Origin of the sequence: Caulobacter sp. 17J65-9, from assembly GCF_010975005.1 — a bacterium.
In the GTDB taxonomy this organism is placed as follows: Bacteria; Pseudomonadota; Alphaproteobacteria; order Caulobacterales; family Caulobacteraceae; genus 17J80-11.
This window is the reverse complement of record NZ_JAAIVC010000061.1, coordinates 1-18516: the sequence shown is the minus strand read 5'-3', so window position 1 is coordinate 18516 and position 18516 is coordinate 1. Positions and strand designations below refer to the sequence as shown.

At 71.5% G+C, this 18516-nt stretch carries 19 protein-coding genes; 7 read left to right on the top strand and 12 right to left on the bottom strand.

Translation table 11 applies throughout. The features are described from left to right. From G3573_RS11055 to G3573_RS11035, 5 genes are all read right to left on the bottom strand, one after another. On the bottom strand, window positions 1-309 hold a 309-nt coding region (locus tag G3573_RS11055), incomplete at its 3' end, for an FAD-binding protein (protein WP_163261147.1). Next, window positions 306-836 carry an O-acetyl-ADP-ribose deacetylase gene (locus G3573_RS22255; protein ID WP_163261146.1) on the bottom strand — a complete coding sequence of 177 codons (531 nt, stop codon included), beginning with the start codon at window positions 834-836 and terminating at the stop codon, window positions 306-308. The genes G3573_RS22255 and G3573_RS11055, both read right to left, overlap by 4 nt. A gap of 2 nt (window positions 837-838) precedes the next feature. Beyond that, window positions 839-1660, bottom strand: coding sequence for a site-2 protease family protein (locus G3573_RS22250; RefSeq protein WP_163261145.1), 822 nt, complete (start codon window positions 1658-1660; stop codon window positions 839-841). A gap of 7 nt (window positions 1661-1667) precedes the next feature. Beyond that, a complete protein-coding gene (gene nadA, locus G3573_RS11040; RefSeq protein WP_163261144.1) occupies window positions 1668-2765 on the bottom strand; it encodes a quinolinate synthase NadA in 1098 nt (365 codons plus the stop codon). A 229-nt stretch (window positions 2766-2994) separates the two neighbouring features. Continuing rightward, on the bottom strand, window positions 2995-5181 hold the full coding sequence (locus tag G3573_RS11035) for a PAS domain-containing sensor histidine kinase (protein WP_163261143.1): 2187 nt from the start codon (window positions 5179-5181) through the stop codon (window positions 2995-2997). A gap of 186 nt (window positions 5182-5367) precedes the next feature. Between G3573_RS11035 and G3573_RS11030 the strand changes: the two genes are divergently transcribed. The 3 genes from G3573_RS11030 to G3573_RS11020 all read left to right on the top strand — a co-directional run bounded on the left by G3573_RS11030 (window position 5368) and on the right by G3573_RS11020 (window position 8117). Then, the gene (locus tag G3573_RS11030; protein WP_163261142.1) at window positions 5368-5847 is read left to right on the top strand and encodes a Dps family protein; all 480 of its coding nucleotides are present in this window, start codon (window positions 5368-5370) and stop codon (window positions 5845-5847) included. 203 nt (window positions 5848-6050) lie between these two features. Beyond that, window positions 6051-7091 (top strand): cell wall hydrolase, encoded by a 1041-nt coding sequence (locus G3573_RS11025; RefSeq protein ID WP_240454625.1) that lies wholly within the window; start codon window positions 6051-6053, stop codon window positions 7089-7091. Between the two features lie 78 nt (window positions 7092-7169). Then, on the top strand, window positions 7170-8117 hold the full coding sequence (locus tag G3573_RS11020) for an aldo/keto reductase (protein WP_163261140.1): 948 nt from the start codon (window positions 7170-7172) through the stop codon (window positions 8115-8117). Window positions 8118-8121: 4 nt separating this feature from the next. On the opposite strand, the gene G3573_RS11015 is transcribed toward G3573_RS11020, so the two are convergent. The 4 genes from G3573_RS11015 to G3573_RS11000 form a co-directional block, all read right to left on the bottom strand. Further along, complete coding sequence (locus G3573_RS11015) at window positions 8122-8616, bottom strand: N-acetyltransferase (protein ID WP_163261139.1); 495 nt, start codon at window positions 8614-8616, stop codon at window positions 8122-8124. After that, entirely contained in the window at window positions 8610-9620 is a 1011-nt protein-coding gene (gene trxB / locus G3573_RS11010; protein ID WP_163261138.1) for a thioredoxin-disulfide reductase, read from the bottom strand. Before trxB ends, G3573_RS11015 begins: the two co-directional genes overlap by 7 nt. Window positions 9621-9723: 103 nt before the next feature. After that, window positions 9724-11427, bottom strand: coding sequence for a DUF4166 domain-containing protein (locus G3573_RS11005; RefSeq protein ID WP_163261137.1), 1704 nt, complete (start codon window positions 11425-11427; stop codon window positions 9724-9726). Next, window positions 11424-11876 (bottom strand): DCC1-like thiol-disulfide oxidoreductase family protein, encoded by a 453-nt coding sequence (locus G3573_RS11000; RefSeq protein WP_163261136.1) that lies wholly within the window; start codon window positions 11874-11876, stop codon window positions 11424-11426. Before G3573_RS11000 ends, G3573_RS11005 begins: the two co-directional genes overlap by 4 nt. A 322-nt stretch (window positions 11877-12198) precedes the next feature. Between G3573_RS11000 and G3573_RS10995 the strand changes: the two genes are divergently transcribed. Continuing rightward, on the top strand, window positions 12199-13284 hold the full coding sequence (locus G3573_RS10995; protein ID WP_163261135.1) for a patatin-like phospholipase family protein: 1086 nt from the start codon (window positions 12199-12201) through the stop codon (window positions 13282-13284). A 6-nt stretch (window positions 13285-13290) separates the two neighbouring features. Here G3573_RS10995 and G3573_RS10990 read toward each other — a convergent pair whose 3' ends face one another. After that, entirely contained in the window at window positions 13291-13755 is a 465-nt protein-coding gene (locus G3573_RS10990; RefSeq protein WP_163261134.1) for a hypothetical protein, read from the bottom strand. Between the two features lie 125 nt (window positions 13756-13880). On the opposite strand from G3573_RS10990, the gene G3573_RS22000 reads away from it, so the two are divergent. Together G3573_RS22000 and G3573_RS10980 are read left to right on the top strand one after the other, a co-directional pair. Then, complete coding sequence (locus G3573_RS22000) at window positions 13881-14429, top strand: helix-turn-helix transcriptional regulator (RefSeq protein WP_240454624.1); 549 nt, start codon at window positions 13881-13883, stop codon at window positions 14427-14429. A gap of 78 nt (window positions 14430-14507) precedes the next feature. Next, window positions 14508-14843: a hypothetical protein gene (locus G3573_RS10980; protein ID WP_163261133.1), complete on the top strand. Its 336-nt coding sequence runs from the start codon at window positions 14508-14510 to the stop codon at window positions 14841-14843. A 109-nt stretch (window positions 14844-14952) separates the two neighbouring features. Here G3573_RS10980 and G3573_RS10975 read toward each other — a convergent pair whose 3' ends face one another. Then, the gene (locus G3573_RS10975) at window positions 14953-15966 is read right to left on the bottom strand and encodes an NAD-dependent epimerase (protein ID WP_163261132.1); all 1014 of its coding nucleotides are present in this window, start codon (window positions 15964-15966) and stop codon (window positions 14953-14955) included. Between the two features lie 210 nt (window positions 15967-16176). Between G3573_RS10975 and tviB the strand changes: the two genes are divergently transcribed. Further along, complete coding sequence (gene tviB, locus G3573_RS10970) at window positions 16177-17454, top strand: Vi polysaccharide biosynthesis UDP-N-acetylglucosamine C-6 dehydrogenase TviB (RefSeq protein ID WP_163261131.1); 1278 nt, start codon at window positions 16177-16179, stop codon at window positions 17452-17454. A 1-nt stretch (window position 17455) separates the two neighbouring features. Here the strand turns inward: tviB and G3573_RS10965 are convergent. Next, a partial coding sequence (locus G3573_RS10965) for an O-antigen ligase family protein (RefSeq protein WP_163261130.1) occupies window positions 17456-18516 on the bottom strand: 1061 nt, incomplete at its 5' end.

The window sequence follows — 18516 nt, the reverse complement described above, 5'->3', positions numbered from 1 at the left end:
GTCGAACGGCGCGCCCAGCTCGGCCAGCCAGGCGACCGTGTCGGCCGCGGCGGCGGTGAGCCGGCGGACCGCGGCCGCGTCGACCAGGCCCGCGCCGGCGGCTTCGGTGTCCTGGGCGTGCAGTTCGGCGGAATCGTCAGGCGCCAGGGCCGCCGACAGCCCACCCTGGGCCCAGGCCGAGGAACAGGCCTGGCTGAGCGGGGCCGGCGACAGCACCAGCGCCTTGCGGGGCGAGGCCAGGGCGGCGGACAGGCCGGCCAGGCCCCCGCCGATCACCAGCACGCCGTCGTGGACAAAGCGGCTCGTCATGCGCGCGCCTCCAGATCGGCGAGGGCGGCGCGATGCCAGGCCGCGCAGGCCTCGTCGAAGCAGCAGAGCAGGACCTGGTCGATCTCGCAGGACCCGGCCAGGAAGTTCGAGACGGTCTCGACCGCCACCTTGGCGGCCTCGTCCTTGGGATAGCCGTAGACGCCGGTAGAGATGGCCGGGAAGGCGACCGAGCGGTCGCCGTTCTCGGCCGCCAGCTCCAGCGCGCGGCGGTAGCAGCTGGCCAGCAGGGCCGGCTCGCCGTTCTGGCCGCCGCGCCACACCGGGCCGACCGTGTGGATCACGTGCTTGGCCGGCAGCCGGAAGGCCGGAGTGATCTTGGCGTCGCCGGTCTTGCAGCCGTTTAGCTTGCGGCAGGCGTCCAGCAGCTCCGGGCCGGCCGCGCGGTGGATGGCGCCGTCGACCCCGCCGCCGCCCAGCAGGCTGGAATTGGCGGCGTTGACGACGGCGTCGACGGTCAGGCGGGTGATGTCGCCGACCACCACCTCGATGGAGCGGGAGACGGCCACGGTCAGATCGACCCCAGCAGGGTCAGCAGGTCGGACTTGCTCCCCGCCAGGCGGAAGGCGGCGTAGAGCGTGCCGAGGCAGAGACCGGCGGTCGCCGCCCACAGCGCGAAGGCCGCGGCCTGCTGGCGTCCGTCCAGCTTCACCGCCTGCGGGCGCATCCGCGCCGAGCGCAGGGTGAGGAACAGGCCGAAGCCCATGAACACGGCCAGGAAGAAGGCGTTGCGTTCGACCGCCCAGAGGATGGCCAGGCCGCCGACCAGCACCAGCGCCACGCGCTCGACCTGCGGGTGCAGGCGCGCCAGCACCGGGCCCAGCGCCTTGGAGCCGTCCAGCGGCGGGGCCGGGGCGAGGTTGAGCAGGTTGATGACGGCGATGAAGATCGCGCCGTCCAGCCACATGGCCTGGTTCGTGACCGCCCAGATGGCGAAGAACGGCAGGGCGGCGAGGATGCCGACCGCCGGACCGGCGAGCGCGATCAGCACGTCGATCCATTCGGTCGGCGAGGCCCGCCTGGCGGTGGCCGCCCCGCCCAGGAACGGAATGAAGTGGATCTTGCCCGGGCCGCAGCCCAGCCGGTTGATCGCGAACAGGTGACCGAGCTCGTGCACCAGGATGCCGAACACCCCGGCGATCGCCACGACCGGCCCCATCCGCCAGCCCAGCCACAAGGCGATCAGGGCCGACGAGATCAGGGCCCAGACGATCTCCTTGGTCCGGCCGGAGGCGGCGGTCGCCGGCTCGGCGGCCGTCGCGGGGGCGGGCGCGCCGGGGCGAAGGCCTTCCGCCTCCTCCCACGGTCCGGGTTGGCGCGGCGCGTCGGTCATGACGACCTCAGATCAGTTCGACGTCGACGTGGTGGCGCGCCTTGACCAGGTCGTAGCGGGCCGGGACGGCCGGCGGCGGCAGGTCGATCATGCGCTGCACCGCGCCGCGGGCGGCCTCGGCGATGGCCGGGTCGACGGTCACCTCGTGCTGCTCGTTCAGCAGGGCGTCGTAGATGTTCTGCAGGGTGATCCGCTTCATGTGCGGGCACAGGTTGCAGGGGCGGACGAACTCGGTCTCCGGCGCGTCGGCGGCGACGTTGTCGGCCATCGAGCACTCGGTGATCAGCACCACCCGCTTGGGCTTCCGCTGGATCACGTAGTCGTTCATGGCTGCGGTCGAGCCGGCGAAGTCGGAAACCTCCAGCACCTCGGCCGGGCATTCCGGGTGGGCCAGCACCTCGGCGTCGGGCCAGGCTTCCTTCATGTCCAGGATGTCCTGGGCGGTGAAGCGCTCGTGCACCTCGCAGCGGCCCTTCCACGCGATGATGCCGACGCTGGTCTGGCGGGCGACGTTGCGGGCCAGGAACTCGTCGGGGATCAGGATGACGCGGTCGACGCCCCACTCCTTGGCGACCTGCTCGACCACCTGCACGGCGTTGGCCGAGGTGCAGCAGACGTCGGTCTCGGCCTTCACGTCGGCGGTGGTGTTCACGTAGGTGACCACCGGCAGGCCCGGATAGCGCTGCTTGATCAGGCGCACGTCGTCGCCGGTGATCGAGGAGGCCAGCGAGCAGCCCGCGCGCAGGTCCGGGATCAGCACCTTCTTGTCGGGGCAGAGGATCTTCGAGGTCTCGGCCATGAAGTGCACGCCGGCCTGGACGATGATCTCGGCGTGCTCGGCCTTCTGCGCTTCCCGCGCCAGGCCCAGGCTGTCGCCGACGTAGTCGCCCACGCCGTGGAAGATTTCCGGCGTCATGTAGTTGTGCGCCAGGATGACCGCGTTCTTCTCGCGCTTCAGGCGGTTGATGGCGGCGATCAGCGGGGCGTGGAAGCGCCACTCGATCGGCGTGACCTTGTCCTTGACCTTCTCCCAGATCGGGGCGGTCTCCGCTTCGACCTCTGCAGTGAAGGCGAAAGCGGCGGGGGCGATCGAGCCGTCGGCCATGTGGTCCTCCCATTTATGCTCAAACTGAGCATATCTCGGGGCCGAGAAAACGCCGGCCGGTGTCGGTCGGCGACTTATGCTGAAAGTGAGCATAAGTTGACGGTTAAAATAGGTCGGGCGGCCCTGAAGACAAGCCTGATCCGCCCCCGGACGTTCACGAATTGTGACGGGCTGGACAGTTGGAGCGCGATGGCCGCCGAAACCGGCGACCACTTTCGGCCATCGCGCTCTAGGCCGTCTCGGCTTGGCGGGACGGGGCCAGGGCCTGCAGCGTCGCGGCCAGTTCGTCGGCGTCGTAGGGCTTTTTCAGGAACGGCCAGGGCGCTTCGGCCAGGGCCGCGTCGACCGTTTCGCCAGCGTAGCCGGAGCTGAGCAGGACGGCCAGGCCGGGGCGCAGAACCGAGGCCAGCCGCGCCAGCTCCACGCCGTTCACCCCGCCCGGCATGATCACGTCGGTGAGCAGCAGGTCGACCGGCCGGTCGGCGTGCAGCAGCTTCAGCGCCTGTTCGGCGTTCTCCGCGCGCATGACCGCGTGGCCCAGCTCGACCAGCATGGTCTCGGCGATGACGGCGACCGACGGGTCGTCCTCGACCAGCAGAACCCGCAGCACGCGGCTGGACGGCGTCCCGCAGGCGCGCGGCCGGGCGACCTCCGGCTGCATCTCGGCGGCCGGCAGGTAGAGGGCCACGATGGTGCCGCGGCCCTCGGTGCTCCGCAGGTGGACCACGCCGCCCGACTGGCGGGCGAAGCCGTAGACCTGCGACAGGCCCAGGCCCGTGCCCTTGCCGGCGGGCTTGGTGGTGAAGAACGGCTCGAACACCTGGGACAGCACGTCGGCGCTCATGCCCACGCCGCTGTCGCGCACCCGCACGACCACGTAGGCGCCGGGCGCGAGCTCGGGGACCTGGTCGGCCGAGACGTCCAGCCGCTCGGTCTCCACCGTGATCTCGCCCCCGGCCGAGGTCGCGTCGCGGGCGTTGACCACCAGGTTCAGCAGGGCGGCCTCGAACTGGCCGGTGTCGACCCGCGCGGTCGCCGCCTCCTCGCTCAGCCGCAGGGTGAAGGCGATGGCCTCGCCCACCGCGCGCCGCGTCAGGGGCTCGCCGTCGCGGATCAGGGCGTTGACGTCGCAGGTCTCGGGCCGGAGCGCCTGGCGACGCGAGAAGGCGAGCAGCTGGTGGGTCAGGCGTTCGCCGCGGCGCGCGGCGGCCAGAGCGGCCTCGCCCAGCCGACGCCGCTTGGCCCCGTCCTCCGGGTGCTTGAGGATCATGTCCAGCGCGCCGATCACGACCGTCAGCAGGTTGTTGAAGTCGTGGGCCACGCCGCCGGTCAGCTGGCCGACCGCCTCCATCTTGCGGGCGTGGAACAGGGCGGCCTCGGCGTCGGCCTTCTCAGCCAACGCGGCGGCGACCCGCTCCTCCAGCAGTTCGTTGATGCGCTTCAGATCGCTCTCGGCCTGCTTGGCCTCGGTGACGTCGACGCCGACGCCGACATAGCCCGCGTGTTCGCCGCCCGGTCCCTTGCGGGGCGTGGCCTGGGCTCGCAGCCAGCGCCACTGGCCGTCCGCCCGCTGGAATCGGGCTTCGAATGTGAACGGCTTGCGGCCGGCCATGCCCGCCGCCTGCACGGCCAGCACGCGGTCCCGGTCGTCCGGATGGAGGCGCTCGACGAAGCTGAGTTGCAGGGCCTCCTCGTAGGAGACGCCGGCGAAGTCGAGATAGGCGCGGTTAACGAAGATGAAGCGCGCGCCCAGCTCGCTGACCCACATGAACACCGAGGCGCTGTCGGCGATCAGGCGAAAGCGCTTTTCGCTCTCCAGGCGGGCGGCGTCCGCGGCGCGCGCCTCGGTGACGTCGCGGCAGACGCTGATGAAGCCCTTGAAGGCGCCGCACGTCTTGAATCGCGGCACGGCGGTGGCCTCGATCAGCCGCCACTGGCCGTCGGCGCGCATCAGGCGCGGGGACATGGTGAAGGGCGCGTGCGAGGCGACGCCGGCCACGATGGTGGCCTTCAGGCTCTCGCGGTCCTCGGGATGGACCAGTTCGAACCAGCCCATGCCGGCGAGGCTCTCCGGAGTCCGGTGGCCCCAGAAGTCCCGGAACATGCGGTTCAGGTAGAGCCCGCCGCCCTCGGCGTCGCCCATCCACAGCATCACCGGCGCGTCGTCGGCGACCAGGCGGAAGCGCGCGTCGCTCTCGCGCTGCTCGCCCGCCGGAGGCTGGGGCCGCGGGCCCTGCCGCGACAGGGCGAAGGCCGCGCCGGCCCCGCCCAGGAAGATCACCGGAACGGCCAGGGCCGGGGCCTGCTGGACTAGCGCGCCGGCCGCAAGCGCGGTGACGGCGCACGCGCCGGCGGCGACCGCCGTCAGCCGGCGATCACGCCCGGCGATCCGATCGAGCAAACGCTTGAACGCCACCCCGGACCTCGCCCCCTAAGCCCCGCCGACCGAGGGTATTCGCTCAGCCGTCGCCCCGCTAGTGCCGGGAACGCGGCGGCGGCCGCAGGCGTTACGGCCTGCGTCGCGGGGCGGCGCAGCCGCTGCGACCTTGGCGGGCGGGCGCGGGCGCCTACCTGAAGTCAGGCGCTACAGGAGCATCACCGCATGGCTGTCGACATCCGCACCGGCTTCACGGCCGAACAGCGCGGCGAGATCGCCGCCGGACTGACCAAGCTGCTGGCCGACAGCTACGCGCTGTATCTGAAGACCCACGGCTACCACTGGAACGTCCGCGGCCCGAACTTCGGCGAGCTGCACAAGATGTTCGAGGCCCAGTACACCGAGATGTGGCAGGCGCTGGACGAGATGGCCGAGCGCATCCGCGCGCTGGGCGAGTTCGCGCCCCAGGGCTACGGCGCCTTCGCCAACCTGACCTCGATCAAGGACGGCGATCCGGAGAAGGCCGCGACCGGCATGCTGGAAGAGCTGATGCGCGACCATGAGACGGTCATCGGCACCGCGCGCGCCGCCCTGAGCGTCGCCGACGAGGCCGACGACCAGGCCACCGTGGACACCATCACCGTGCGCCTGGAAGCCCACGAGAAACACGCCTGGATGCTGCGCGCCACGCTCGGCCACAAGTAAGCGTCGCCGCACTCAGTCTTTGACTCCGGTCTCCGAGGGCGCCACGAAGCCGCCCGAAAACGCCGTTACCCCTGCCGTAACGCCGTAGTACCTTTGCGGAGCCGACGGGGCCCGCGCCACGAGGGAAAGCAGAGCGGATGTTTGGAGCGGTTTCGCGAGAGCAGTCTCGCGCGCTCGGCGCGCTCGGCGGAGCCGCGACGGCCATGGCCGTCCTGGCCACCGCGCTCTCGGCCAGTTCGAGCCCGGGGCCGGCGCCGGACCGCGCGCACGAGCACATCCTGAAGGTCACCGGCGGGTCACTGTCGGAAGACGCGCTGAAGGCGCTCGCCGGCGGCATGGACCCGGCCGCCCGCGCGCTCGCCGCCCGCCACGATCCCGCCGCCGAGCCGCAGGAGTGGGGCCGGGTCGAAGGCTGGCCGAACTACGACGTGTCCGTGCGTCCTGACCTCGGCATCGGCGCGCTGGACGGCGATCGCGCGCGCCAGATCAACGCGCTGATCCCGATCGCCGCCGGCGAGCTGAAGCCGGCGCGCCCGTTCGTGTTCCAGGGCTCGGCCGGCGAGCGCAAGAAGGCGCTGCGCTGCCTGACCCAGGCGGTCTATTACGAATCCGCGCTGGAGAGCGACAAGGGCCAGGCCGCGGTCGCCCAGGTCGTGCTGAACCGCGTGCGCGACCCGAACTTCCCCGCCAGCGTCTGCGGGGTGGTGTTCCAGGGCGCCGAGCGGACCACCGGCTGCCAGTTCTCCTTCACCTGCGACGGCGCGATGGCCGGGGGCGTGGTGCCCTGGGCCTGGGACCGCGCCAAGGTCGTCGCCGAGCGGGCCCTGGCCGGCCAGGTCGTCGGCGAGGTCGGCACGGCGACCCACTACCACGCCGACTACGTGCTGCCGTGGTGGAGCCCGACCGTGCGCAAGGTCGGCCAGATCGGCACCCACATCTTCTACCGCTGGGCCGGCAATCCGGGCGAACCGGCCGCCTTCGTCCAGCGCTACGCCGGGCGCGAGCCGGTCATCGACGAGGCCCGCTTCGCCCGCCCGCGCCTGCCGGACGCCGAGGACACGGTGGTGCTGGCCTCCGAGGACGGCCACGGCCGCGTGGCCATGGTGCTGGGCGGGCGGCGCAAGCCCACCGCCGACGACATCGCCCGCATCAACGAGAAGCTGCGTCGGTTCGAGTCCGAAACGCCGACCCAGGGCGCCGCGCCGAAAGACGCCGCCGAGGAGCCCGCCTCGCCGGCGGTCTGAGCCGGGCTTAACGCCGAGCTTGGCCGTACCTATCTGTTGCTCGCGCCGGGCGCAGGATCCGGCGGTTCGGCGGCTCGCATGCAGAAACGTCGGCTCGGTCGCTCGTCCCTCGAGTTCGCCCCGCTGGTCCTCGGCGGCAACGTGTTCGGCTGGACCGCCGACGCGGCGACCTCGCACCGGGTGCTGGACGCCTTCGTCGACGCCGGCTTCAACGCTGTCGACACCGCCGACGCCTATTCCGCCTGGGTTCCGGGCCACACCGGCGGGGAGTCCGAGGCCATCATCGGCGACTGGCTGGCGAAACGCGGCCGCCGCGACGACGTGCTGATCTTCACCAAGGTCGGCTGGGAGCTCGGCCCTGACCGCAAGGGCCTGTCGGCCGCCTACATCACCTCGTCGATCGAGGGCTCGCTGAAGCGGCTGAAGACCGACTATGTCGACCTCTACCAGTCGCACGTCGACGACAAGGCGACGCCCTTCGAGGAGACGCTGGGCGCCTACGCCAGGCTGATCGAGCAGGGCAAGGTGCGCGCGATCGGGGCGTCCAACATCGACGCGGCGCGCCTCAAGGAGGCGCTCGAGACCAGCGGCCGGCTGGGCCTGCCGCGCTACGAAAGCGTGCAGCCGCCCTACAACCTCTACAGCCGGTCCGACTTCGAGGCCGAACTGCAGCCGCTCTGCCAGAGCGAGCAGGTGGGCGCGATCACCTATTACGGCCTGGCCAGCGGCTTCCTGACCGGCAAGTACCGCTCCGAGGCCGACCTCGGCAAAAGCGCCCGCGGCGGCGGGGTGAAGAAGTACCTGAACGATCGCGGCCTGCGCGTCCTGGCGGCCCTGGACGAGGCGGCGGACCGGCTGGGCGCGACCCAGGCCCAGGTCGCCCTGGCCTGGCTGATGGCCCGCCCGGGCGTCACCGCGCCCATCGCCAGCGCGACCAGCGTCGAGCAGCTGAACGACATCGTCGGCGCCGCGCGGCTGAAGCTGGATCCGGAGCTGATGGGGCTGCTGGACGCGGCGAGCGCGTAGGGCGCTAGAGCCCGAACGCTTTCGCGTAGCGCACCCGGCCGCCGTGTTCCAGCGCGCCGGGTGTCAGCTCCAGCGCCATGAACGCCGGTCCGGAGAACGGCGCCTGAAGCGTCGCGGCCGCCTCGGCGGTGAAGCCGAAGCGCGGGTAGTAGTCGGGATGGCCTAGGACCACGACGGCCGGCACGCCCTTCGCGCGGCAGGCGTCCAGGCCCGCCTTCACCAGGGCAGAGCCGACGCCGGACCGCTGCCGGCCGGGCAGAACCGCCATCGGCGCCAGCGCGGCGGCCTCGGCCGTCGCGCCGTCGCGTTCGACGGGCAGGGGGCTGAACAGGATGTGGCCGACGATTTCGCCGGCGTCCTCGGCGACCAGCTCGATCAGCACGTCGCCGTCGTCGCGCAGGCGCGCGATCAGGGCGCTCTCGTCGGGGCCGGCGAAGGCCAGGTCGGTGAGGCGCGCGACGGCGAGCTGGTCGCCCTCGCGCGCGTCACGGATCACCACTGGCCGATCTTCTCGGCTTCGGTGTGGCTGATCGGGTGCTTGGACTTGGCGTGGTCTTCCTCGGCCAGGAAGCGCACGGCCTCAAGCGCGGCCATGCAGCCCATGCCGGCGGCGGTGACCGCCTGGCGGTAGACGTCGTCGGTGACGTCGCCGGCGGCGTAGACGCCCGGAATGGCGGTCGAGGCCGTGCCCGGCTTCACCTTCAGATAGCCGCCCTCGTTGGTCTCGAGCTGGCCCTTGAACAGTTCCGACGACGGGGCGTGGCCGATGGCGACGAAGAAGCCGTCGACGGCCAGTTCCGACACTTCGCCGGACTTCAGGTTCATCAGGCGCAGGCCGGTGACGCCGGTCGGGTTCTCGGTGCCCAGCACCTCTTCGATGGCGGTGTCCCAGATCACCTTGATCTTGGGGTTGTGGCGCATGCGCTCCTGCAGCACCGCCTCGGCCCGCAGTTCGTCGCGGCGGTGGATCAAGGTGACCTGCTCGGCGAAGTTGGTCAGGAACAGCGCCTCTTCGACCGCGGTGTTGCCGCCGCCGACCACGGCCACGTGCTTGCCGCGATAGAAGAAGCCGTCACAGGTCGCGCAGGCCGACACGCCGAAGCCGCGGAAGTGCTGCTCGGACGGCAGGCCCAGCCACTTGGCCTGGGCGCCGGTGGAGATGATCACGGTCTCGGCCAGGTACTCGGCGCCGCTGTCGAGCTTCAGCCGGAACGGCCGCTGCGACAGGTCGGCCTCGACCACGACGTCGTGGATCACTTCCGTGCCGACGTGTTCGGCCTGGGCGCGCATCTGGTCCATCAGCCAGGGGCCCTGGATGACGTCGGCGAAGCCCGGATAGTTCTCGACGTCGGTGGTGATGGTGAGCTGGCCGCCGGGCTGCAGGCCGGCGAACACGACGGGCTTCAGCAGGGCGCGGGCGGCGTAAATCGCGGCGGTCCAGCCGGCGGGGCCGGAACCGATAATGGCGACGCGGACGATGTGGGGAGCGGAGACGTTCGACATGGGCGGCTATTTAGGGTCGATTCCGTGCGGGCGCGACCGCTGATCGCGGCGGCGTTCATGAAACGGCCGAACAGGTGATTGGGTCGCCCCCAAGGCGGCTTCGTCAGGCGGCTTCGGCCGCCGGCGCCTCCGGTTCGCGGTCGGCGCGCGCCAGCCAGCCGCGATAGCGCACGACCAGGCCGACCAGCGGCAGGCCGATCTCGACGTGGAAGCGGAAGCGTCCGTCCTCCGCCGCCTCGTGAGCCGGTCCGCCGGGCGCCCAGGCGGCCGGCATGGGCACGCCGAAGGCGGTCCAGCGCCGCACCGCCAGGTTCAGCCGGTCGTCCTCCAGAACCAGGGCCAGGCCGAAGGCGAACGGTCCGAACCGCTCGACCACCAGCCCCTCGAACCGGCCGGTCCCTTCGGACTGGACGCTGTGGAACGAGCGCCCGTCGAAGGTGCGCCGCCAGACCTCGCCCTGCGGCGTGAGCTTGAAGTCGACGGCGACCGGGACCTGCCGGCCCGCGCGGGGAAAGCCGAACACGGCGCCGACGATCCGGCTGGCGAGACCCGTTCCGCGCTCGACGTCGGCCGTGCCCTCGACGCGCAGGTCGCCGTCCAGGTCGTGCAGGTCGCGGATCGGCGCCGGCAGGCGCTCCCAGGCGCCGGTGAGGACGCGGCGGTAGAGCGGCGCGGCGGCCGGAACCGGCTCGCGCACGCCGGTGTGGATGGTGCGCCGCGCGAACAGGGCGTCGTAGTCGGCCAGGTCCAGGTCGCCGGCGGCCGAGCGCGCGCCGGGCGCGGGCGTCTGGCCGTCCAGCATCTTCCGCACGATCGCTTCGGCCGCCATCGACGGGATCAGCGGGCCGTCGTCGCCCTCGGCGAGCAGGTGCCACGAGCGGTGGATCGGGAGCCCGTCGCCGTCGACGCCGTGTACGTCCACGAACATGCCGCCGCGGTGCTCGCCCCAGCGCAGCAGGTTGATCGCGCGATGGAAGACCGGCGCGAACGGCTCCAGCGACGGAAGCACTCCGGCGGCCACGCCCCGAGCGAGGCCGTTGAGCATGCGGTGCAGGATCTCCGGCACGGGGCCTGCGCCCATCCAGACGTCGCGCAGCTCCGGGCGCCGGCGGGGCAGGACGCGCAGGTCCGGCACGTCCACCAGCGAGAAGCGGATGTTGCGCAGCGGCAGCCGCCCCGGCGGCGAGACGGTCCGGCGCACGATCTCGACCAGGCCGCGCCCGGCCGTGCGGCGGCCGTCGCGGACCAGCTTGACCGGCTTGCCCGCATAGCCGGCCACGGCGCGGATCACGTTCAGCCCCACGCCGGCGTAGGGCGAGGGCGCGATGCCGCCGGTCACGCGCCGGACATCGACCATGTCGTGGGAAAGCGCGTCCACCACCGCGGCGGTCAACACCGGGAAGCTGCTGACCCCGGACAGCACGACCCGCCCGGCCTGGCGCGCGGCCGCGTCGTAGGCGAAGACGCCGTCCACGAACTCGGCGCCGTCGGCCAGGTCCAGATAGTGCGCGCCGACCGCCAGGGCCGCCTCGATCACCCGGTAGGGACGCTCGCCATAGGTCTGGAACGGGCCGGTGGCGTCGATGACGACGTCGGGTTTCAGGGCCGCGAGTTGCGCCTCGACGTCGCCGTCGCGGTCGACGCGGGCGGTCTCGATCCGGGCCCCGGGCGGCAGGGTTGCGGCGAAGGCGTCGGCCTTGGCGGTCGAGCGGCCGGCCAGCACCAGGGTCAGGCGCGGCTCGTCGGCCAGCAGTAGAGCCAATCGGCCGCCGAACACGCCGTAGCCGCCGAGGATGACGACCCTCATGACAGGACCCTTTCCCGGTCGCCGGGCTGGGGCACGAAGCAGGCCTCGCGCCGGCCGGCGAGGCGGAAGCGGTTGCGGGCGATGAATTCGTAGAGGGCGTCGCGGATCGGCGCGGGCAGCACGCGCATGACAGCCGCCGCCGACCACGGCGCGCCCAGGCCCTCGAACATGCGGATGGTGCCCTCGGACCTCGTCCAGGCGCGCCCGTCCTCGATCAGCAGGTTGGTCTCGTAGTCCTGCGGTTCCAGCCCGTAGTGGACGTAGAGCGCCCGGCCGAGCGGCGACTGGGCGGTGGCCAGCCTATAGCGCCGCCGCCGGTCATGGCGCAGCACCGTCTTCGCCCACCCCGAGCAGAACACGCACTCGCCGTCGAACACGATGATCGGGCGGTCGTCGGGGAAGGCCGGGACGGCGGGGTCGTCGCGGTAGCTGTAGGGCGCGCGGGTCACCGGCGAAGCTTACTCCAAACCCGGTCCGGACGCCGGAAACGGGCCGGTTCGGACCGAAATATTTCATTCGTCCGCGCAAGAACCGCCGCCGGGCCGACATCGGCGCGTCGTGCGCCGGATCGGATCATCCCTGCATCGCCTGCCGCAGTGCACAAATCGTGCGCTCCGGAGCGGCCCTGGCGCGAAATTTCCGCCCGTTCCCGCTCCCGTTTCGGGGGCCTGCGGCGTCGAGGCCACAGGGCCGCTCCCTCGCGATTGGTCCGCTTGCGGAAAACGCGGGTTCCTGAACAGAGTTAAGCGAACCTTAACAGTGGGGGCTGGGATGGCGCGCTTCGTGCTGTCGATCGACGGGGGAGGCGTGCGCGGGCTGTTGCCGGCGCTGGTCCTCCAGGAGCTGCTCGGGCGCGTGGGAGAGCGCCTGGGCCGCCGTCCCGAGGCGCACGAGTGCTTCGACCTGATCGCGGGGACCGAGACCGGGGGGCTGCTGGCCGCGGGCCTGACCGCGCCGGCCGGGGCCGAGCGGGACCGGGCCGTGCTGGGGGTGGACGGGCTGGTCGCCTTCTTCCGCAAGCGCGTGCGCAAGATCTATCCGAACGGTTGGTTCGCGCCGCGCGTCGGCGAGGGGCTGTACGACCACCGCCGCCTGGAGCGCCTGCTGGGCGAGCTGTTCGGGGCGACCCGGCTCAGCGAATGCCTGGCCCCGGTGATGATGACCGCCTACGACCTGGAGGCGCGCCGCCCGGCGCACCTGGTGGCCGGCGGCCCCTACGCCTGGAGCGACCTGGACGCGAGCTATCGCGACGCCGTGCGGGCGACGACCGCCACCCCGACCTGGTTCCAGCCGGCGGAGGTGAAGAACGCCTTCTCGTCCGGCAAGCCGATGCCGCTGATCGGCGGGACCCTGTTCGCCAACGATCCGGCCATGGCCGTGCTGGCCGAGGCGGCTCGCATGGACTGGGGCCACGAGAAGATCTTCGTGCTGTCCCTGGGCACCGGCCGTCCGACCCGGGCCTTCCCGGCCAGGAAGACGCGCAAGTGGACGCCGGAGCGCTGGCTGGACCGGCGCAAAGGCTCGGCCCTGATCGCCATCGCCGCCCAGGCCGCGGCCGACGGCGTGGCCTACCAGGCGGACCTGTTCCTCAACCAGGGCGGCGAGCTGCAGTACACCCGCATCGACGGTCCGCTGAGCGCCAGCGTCAGCGAGCGCAGCGACCTGGCCTCTGGGCGCAACCTGAAGGCGCTGGAGCGCCAGGCCCAGGCCTGGATCGCCGAGCACTCGCGCGATCTCGACGCGTGGGCTCAGAGGCTGGCGCGTCGGCTGGGCTGGGTGGATCCGGCTGCGGCCGTGCCGGTTCCCGTCGCGGCGCCGGCCCTGTCGAGCGAGATCTCCGCCGCGGTGGCGGCCTGACGTCGATCAGGCCGACGCGGGCGGCCGGTGGTCCGGAGCCGATCGGAGCCCGATCGGCGGCCCGAGTTCTCGACGCAACACGGCGAACACGAGCACGCCGAGCTGCAGGTAGGCGAGGACGCTGGAGCCCCACCACAAGGCCCGCAGCACGCCGCGTTGCTCCGGCGCGAGGGCATGGATGAACAACCGGATCAGATCAACCGGCACCGCTTCGACCACGACCAGGGCGGTCGCCCAGGGCGCACGGCAGCGCCACCAGATCCACAAGACGCTCAGGAACATGCCGGCGTTCACGATCGACGAGGCGGCGTCGCGCGCCAGCAGGCCGGTGAAGGCTTTCATCCCCAGCGCGCCCAGGGTGGTGCCGGCCAGAACCACCAGGGCGGCGTAGCGCTCGTAACGGCCACCGAAGGTGCACGTGAGCGCGACCACCGCGAACTGGACGAAAATGTAGATCAGAACCAGCAGCAACGACGCGCATCCCCGGGCGAGGTCCTTGATGTCGGCCGAACCTTCGCGTGGCAAGTCTTAGGATGTATGTACGTCGATCAGGGCAGACACTGTAGAGCGTCGGGACGATGGGGATCCGGGCCAACATGGCCTTTCATCGGGCGGTGCGTGAGGAAGCCGCCGTGCTGGTGGCGCGCCACGGCGCGTTCGGGGCCTTCGACGAGGCGCGCCGGCGCCGGCAGGGCGCCGAGCCCGGCGACCTGCAGCTGTTCGCCTACAACGTGGAACGCGCCACCGCCGAGATCGCCGGCATCTCGCTGGACAATCCCAAGGCGCGGCCGCTGGGCCCCGAGCCGCCGGTCTGGTTCCTGCCGTTCCTGTCGGAAGCGCGCCTGGCCCGACTGACGGAGCTGTTCGAAGCGCTGACGCGCCGCTGGGGCATGGCCTCCGCGCCGGAAGCCGACCGGCTGAAGGTCGAGTTCTCGGCCAAGTTCCCGAGCGCGGGGCTGCTCACGCCGCGCCAGGCCGAGTGCCTGCGCTGGGCGGCCGAGGGCAAGAGCTCCTGGGACATCGCGCAGATCACCGGGCTGAGCCCCCGCACGGTCGACGAGCACCTCGACAACGCCTGCCGGCGGTTGGGGGTGAAGCGCCGCGCCCAGGCCGTCGCGGCGGCCACCCGCGCCGGAATTCTCTGAAAACTCAGGGCCCCCGTAGGTCTACGGGGCCGCTGTCCGGGACCGGATCAGGCATGTCTCCTTCCCAGTGGAGGCGACATGACCATCGTTTGCAGTGACTTCGAGTCCCCTGACGTCAGCGGCTTCAGCGCCGCCGAGCGCCGGCTTCTGAAGCGGTATCACCACCAGCTCATCTCGCAGGACAGCCTGGGTCGCGTGCCGCCCGCGCGGCTGTACTACGCCGCCGCCAGCGCGGTGGAATGCCTGCGCCACGCGCGCACCGACGCGCGCGCCTGCCGCACCGCCGGCGGCTCGCCCGAGGAGATCCGCCGCACGCTGGAGACCGGTCGCGGCGACGCGCTGTTCTATCTGGAGCTGGCGCGGGCCTGGATCGTCACCGCGGACGGCGGCGGGGCCCTGCGCCTGGTCTGCTAGAGCGCGATAGCTGAAAGTGGACGCCGGTTTCAGCGGCCATCGCGCTCTAACCCAAAGAGCTAGAGCCTTCTGACCCGTTTCGAATGCTTCCATTCGAAACGGGAAGGCTCTAGGCGCCCGCCGGAGCGTAGTGCTCCAGGTACCAGTCGCAGAAGGCCCGCACGCCGTCCTCGACCGTCGTCGACGGGCGATAGCCGGTCAGGGCGACCAGCAGCTCGGCGTCAGCCCAGGTCTTGGGTACGTCGCCGGCCTGCATCGGCATGTAGTTGCGCACGGCCTTGCGGCCGAGCTGCGTCTCGATGGCCTCGACGAACTCCAGCAGGTTCACCGGCGCGCCGCGCCCGATGTTGACCAGCCGCCAGGGCGCGACCGGGCTGAGCGAGTCGACGACGCCCTTGGCCGGTTCGCCCTTCGCCGGGACCGCGTGGATCAGCCGCTCGATGCCTTCGACCAGGTCGTCGACGTAGGTGAAGTCCCGCTCCATCTGGCCGTTGTTGTAGATGTCGATCGGCTCGCCCGAGAGGATGCCCTTCACGAACTTGAACAGCGCCATGTCCGGCCGGCCCCACGGGCCGTAGACGGTGAAGAAGCGGAACACGGTGGTGGGGATGTCCCACAGGTGGCTGTAGGCGTGGCTCATCTCCTCGGTGGCCTTCTTGGTGGCCGCGTAGAAGGTGAGCGGGTGGTCGCAGCGCTGGGTCTCGCCGAACGGCATCTCGGTGTTGGCGCCGTAGGCGGAGCTGGTCGAGGCCAGCAGCAGGTGGCCGACGCGGTGGGCGCGGGCCAGCTCCAGGATGTTGAAGGTGCCGATCAGGTTGGAGTCGACGTAGGCGCGCGGGTTCTCGAGGCTGTAGCGGACCCCCGCCTGGGCGGCGAGATGCACGATGACGTCGGGCCGCGCGGCCTCGACCACCTGCTCCAGCGCGGTCTTGTCCTCCAGCATCAGCACGTGCTCGGAGAAGCCGTTGTGGCGTTTGAGGAGCGCGTGGCGCGCCTCCTTCAGCTTGACGTCGTAATAGGTCGTCATGCCGTCGACGCCGAAGACCTCGTGGCCCTGCGCGATCAGCCGGCGGGCGAGGTGGAAGCCGATGAACCCGGCCGTTCCGGTGACCAGTATGCGCATCTGTGTCCGTCTCGCTCGTCGTGTTGCCGCGGTCCACGAACGCGGGTGTCGCCGCTTGCCATGTATCGTGCGGCGTGGGAAGAGCGCCGCGCGCTAAGCTAACGGCGTTGTCGAGTCGTACCGAAAACGTCAGCGCGCTGAAGCACTAAGCGTGTGTCGTCGGGGCTGGCGGACGCTGCCGGTATCGCCCCGGACGATCGGGGGTCGATCATGCATTCAATCGACGCGGCGCGCCTCGCGGTGGTGGGGCTCGGCTATGTCGGTTTGCCGCTCGCGCTGGAGTTCGGCCGCCGCTTCCCGACCGTAGGGTTCGACATCGACGCCGGCCGCATCGCCGAGCTGAAGACCGGCGCGGACCGCACGCGCGAGGCGGACCTGGAGGACTTCGGCCGGGCAGAACAGCTGAGCTTCACCCACAAGCTGGAGGAGCTCGCCGCCTGCAACACCTTCGTGGTGACTGTGCCGACCCCGATCGACGAAGCCAAGCGCCCCGACTTCGGTCCGCTGGTCGCGGCCAGCCGCTCGGTCGGCTCGGTGCTGAAGCGTGGCGACGTCGTGATCTTCGAATCCACGGTCTATCCGGGGGCGACCGAGGAGGTCTGCGCGCCGATCCTGGAAAAGGTGTCGGGCCTGACCTTCAACCGCGACTTCTTCTGCGGCTACAGCCCCGAGCGCATCAATCCGGGCGACAAGGCCCACCGCCTGACCGACATCGTCAAGGTGACGTCCGGCTCGACGCCCGAGATCGCCGACTATGTCGACGCGCTCTACGCCGCGATCGTCTCGGCCGGCACCCACAAGGCCAGCTCGATCCGGGTGGCCGAGGCGGCCAAGGTGATCGAGAACACCCAGCGCGACCTGAACATCGCGCTGGTCAACGAACTGGCCATGATCTTCAACCGGCTGGGCATCGACACGCACGAGGTGCTGGCCGCGGCCGGCACCAAGTGGAACTTCCTGCCCTTCCGCCCCGGCCTTGTCGGCGGCCACTGCATCGGCGTGGACCCGTACTACCTGACCCACAAGGCGGTGGAGATCGGCCACCATCCGGAGGTGATCCTGGCCGGGCGGCGGATCAACGACGGCATGGGCGCCTACGTCGCCGACCAGGTGTTGCGCCTCATGGCGACCAACCGGATCAACCCGGTGGGCGCGAAGGTGCTGGTGCTGGGCCTGGCCTTCAAGGAGGGCTGCCCGGACATCCGCAACACCCGCGTGGTCGACGTCGTGCGCCAGCTGCAGCGCTTCAACGCCGAGGTCGACATCTGGGACCCGTGGGTGTCGCCCGAGGATGCGCGCCACGAGTACGGCTTCGACCTGGTCGAGCAACCCCAGGAAGGCGCCTACGACGCCATCGTGCTGGCGGTCGGCCATCCGGAGTTCGTCGCCCTGGGCCACGAGGGGCTGCGTCGGCTGGGGAACGGGCCGCACGTGATCTACGACGTGAAGTCGGTGCTGCCGCAGGCCGGGGTCGACGCGCGGCTCTAGCCTAGGCGGCTGTGCGGCGCTTGCGGCCCCCGCCGCGCTCCAGCACCGCGCAGCAGAACGCCAGGAAGACGGCCAGGGTCTCGGTGCGCAGCGGATAGTCCGCCGTCGAGTGCAGCAGCAAAAGCGCGATCGCGGCCGAGGCCGCGCGGGCCAGGTCGCCGCCGTCCGCGGTCCAGGCGCGCCAGGAGCGCTTCGCCCACCAAACCACGAAGCCGGCGAGCAGGGCGGCGCCCAGCCAGCCAGTCTCAAGCCAGGCTTCCAGGAAGTCGTTGTGGGCGTGGTTGAGGAAGCTCTCTCCGACCTGCTCCAGCGGTTCGACCGTCCGGTAGACGAGGTCGAAGGCCCCGACGCCCGCGCCCAGCGGCAGGTGGGCGTCGGCCGCCTGCAGGATGGTCGGCCAGGTCTCGAACCGGCCCTCGGGACGCTGCTCGTCGAAGCGCGCGAGGATCGGGTTCAGGGCGAACAGGGCGACGGCGGCCAGGGCGGCGGCGCTGACGCCGGCCACGCCCAGCACGGCGGGCGTGGTGCGCCGCGCGCCGGTGGTGCGCCACACGATCAGCAGGCTGGCGACCAGGGCGGGGCCGGCCAGCAGGATGCCGGCGCGCGAACGCACCGACGCGATCCCGATCAGGACCAGCAGGTAGAACACCCCCGCCAGCACCATGCGCAGGTTCCGGTCGCGCCGCCGGCTGGACAGCGCCTCGCCGACGAACACGCCGGCCAGGGGCAGGCCGGCCACCAGCAGGGCGGCCAGGTGGTTGCGATTGGCGAACAGGCCCACGGCCGAGCCGTAGTTGGTGGTGGCGTAGGGATAGAAGGGCCCGTCGACGCCGCCGAGGAGCTGCAGCGCCCCGATCAGCAGGCTGAGCACCGCCGCGATCAGGTAGCCGCCCGCCATGCGCCGGCGCGCGTCGGAGGACACGCTGAGGGCGGCCAGGAACATGGCCGCGGGCGGGATGAGCGCCAGGACGGCGCGCCAGGTCGCCTCCGGGGCCAGGCTGAACGCAGCCCACGCCGGCGCCGCGCCGGCCAGGTCGGCGACCGCCGCGATCGGCGCGCGCC

What these genes read in the sequence shown, in the direction of transcription:
- G3573_RS22000 (WP_240454624.1), top strand. Translation starts at nt 13,881, where the DNA reads ATGGCCTTTCATCGGGCGGTGCGTGAGGAAGCCGCCGTGCTGGTGGCG.
- trxB (WP_163261138.1), bottom strand. Translation starts at nt 9,620, where the DNA reads ATGTCGAACGTCTCCGCTCCCCACATCGTCCGCGTCGCCATTATCGGT.
- G3573_RS11005 (WP_163261137.1), bottom strand. Translation starts at nt 11,427, where the DNA reads ATGAGGGTCGTCATCCTCGGCGGCTACGGCGTGTTCGGCGGCCGATTG.
- G3573_RS10995 (WP_163261135.1), top strand. Translation starts at nt 12,199, where the DNA reads ATGGCGCGCTTCGTGCTGTCGATCGACGGGGGAGGCGTGCGCGGGCTG.
- G3573_RS10980 (WP_163261133.1), top strand. Translation starts at nt 14,508, where the DNA reads ATGACCATCGTTTGCAGTGACTTCGAGTCCCCTGACGTCAGCGGCTTC.
- G3573_RS22250 (WP_163261145.1), bottom strand. Translation starts at nt 1,660, where the DNA reads ATGACCGACGCGCCGCGCCAACCCGGACCGTGGGAGGAGGCGGAAGGC.
- G3573_RS10975 (WP_163261132.1), bottom strand. Translation starts at nt 15,966, where the DNA reads ATGCGCATACTGGTCACCGGAACGGCCGGGTTCATCGGCTTCCACCTC.
- G3573_RS11030 (WP_163261142.1), top strand. Translation starts at nt 5,368, where the DNA reads ATGGCTGTCGACATCCGCACCGGCTTCACGGCCGAACAGCGCGGCGAG.
- tviB (WP_163261131.1), top strand. Translation starts at nt 16,177, where the DNA reads ATGCATTCAATCGACGCGGCGCGCCTCGCGGTGGTGGGGCTCGGCTAT.
- nadA (WP_163261144.1), bottom strand. Translation starts at nt 2,765, where the DNA reads ATGGCCGACGGCTCGATCGCCCCCGCCGCTTTCGCCTTCACTGCAGAG.
- G3573_RS11020 (WP_163261140.1), top strand. Translation starts at nt 7,170, where the DNA reads ATGCAGAAACGTCGGCTCGGTCGCTCGTCCCTCGAGTTCGCCCCGCTG.
- G3573_RS11025 (WP_240454625.1), top strand. Translation starts at nt 6,051, where the DNA reads ATGGCCGTCCTGGCCACCGCGCTCTCGGCCAGTTCGAGCCCGGGGCCG.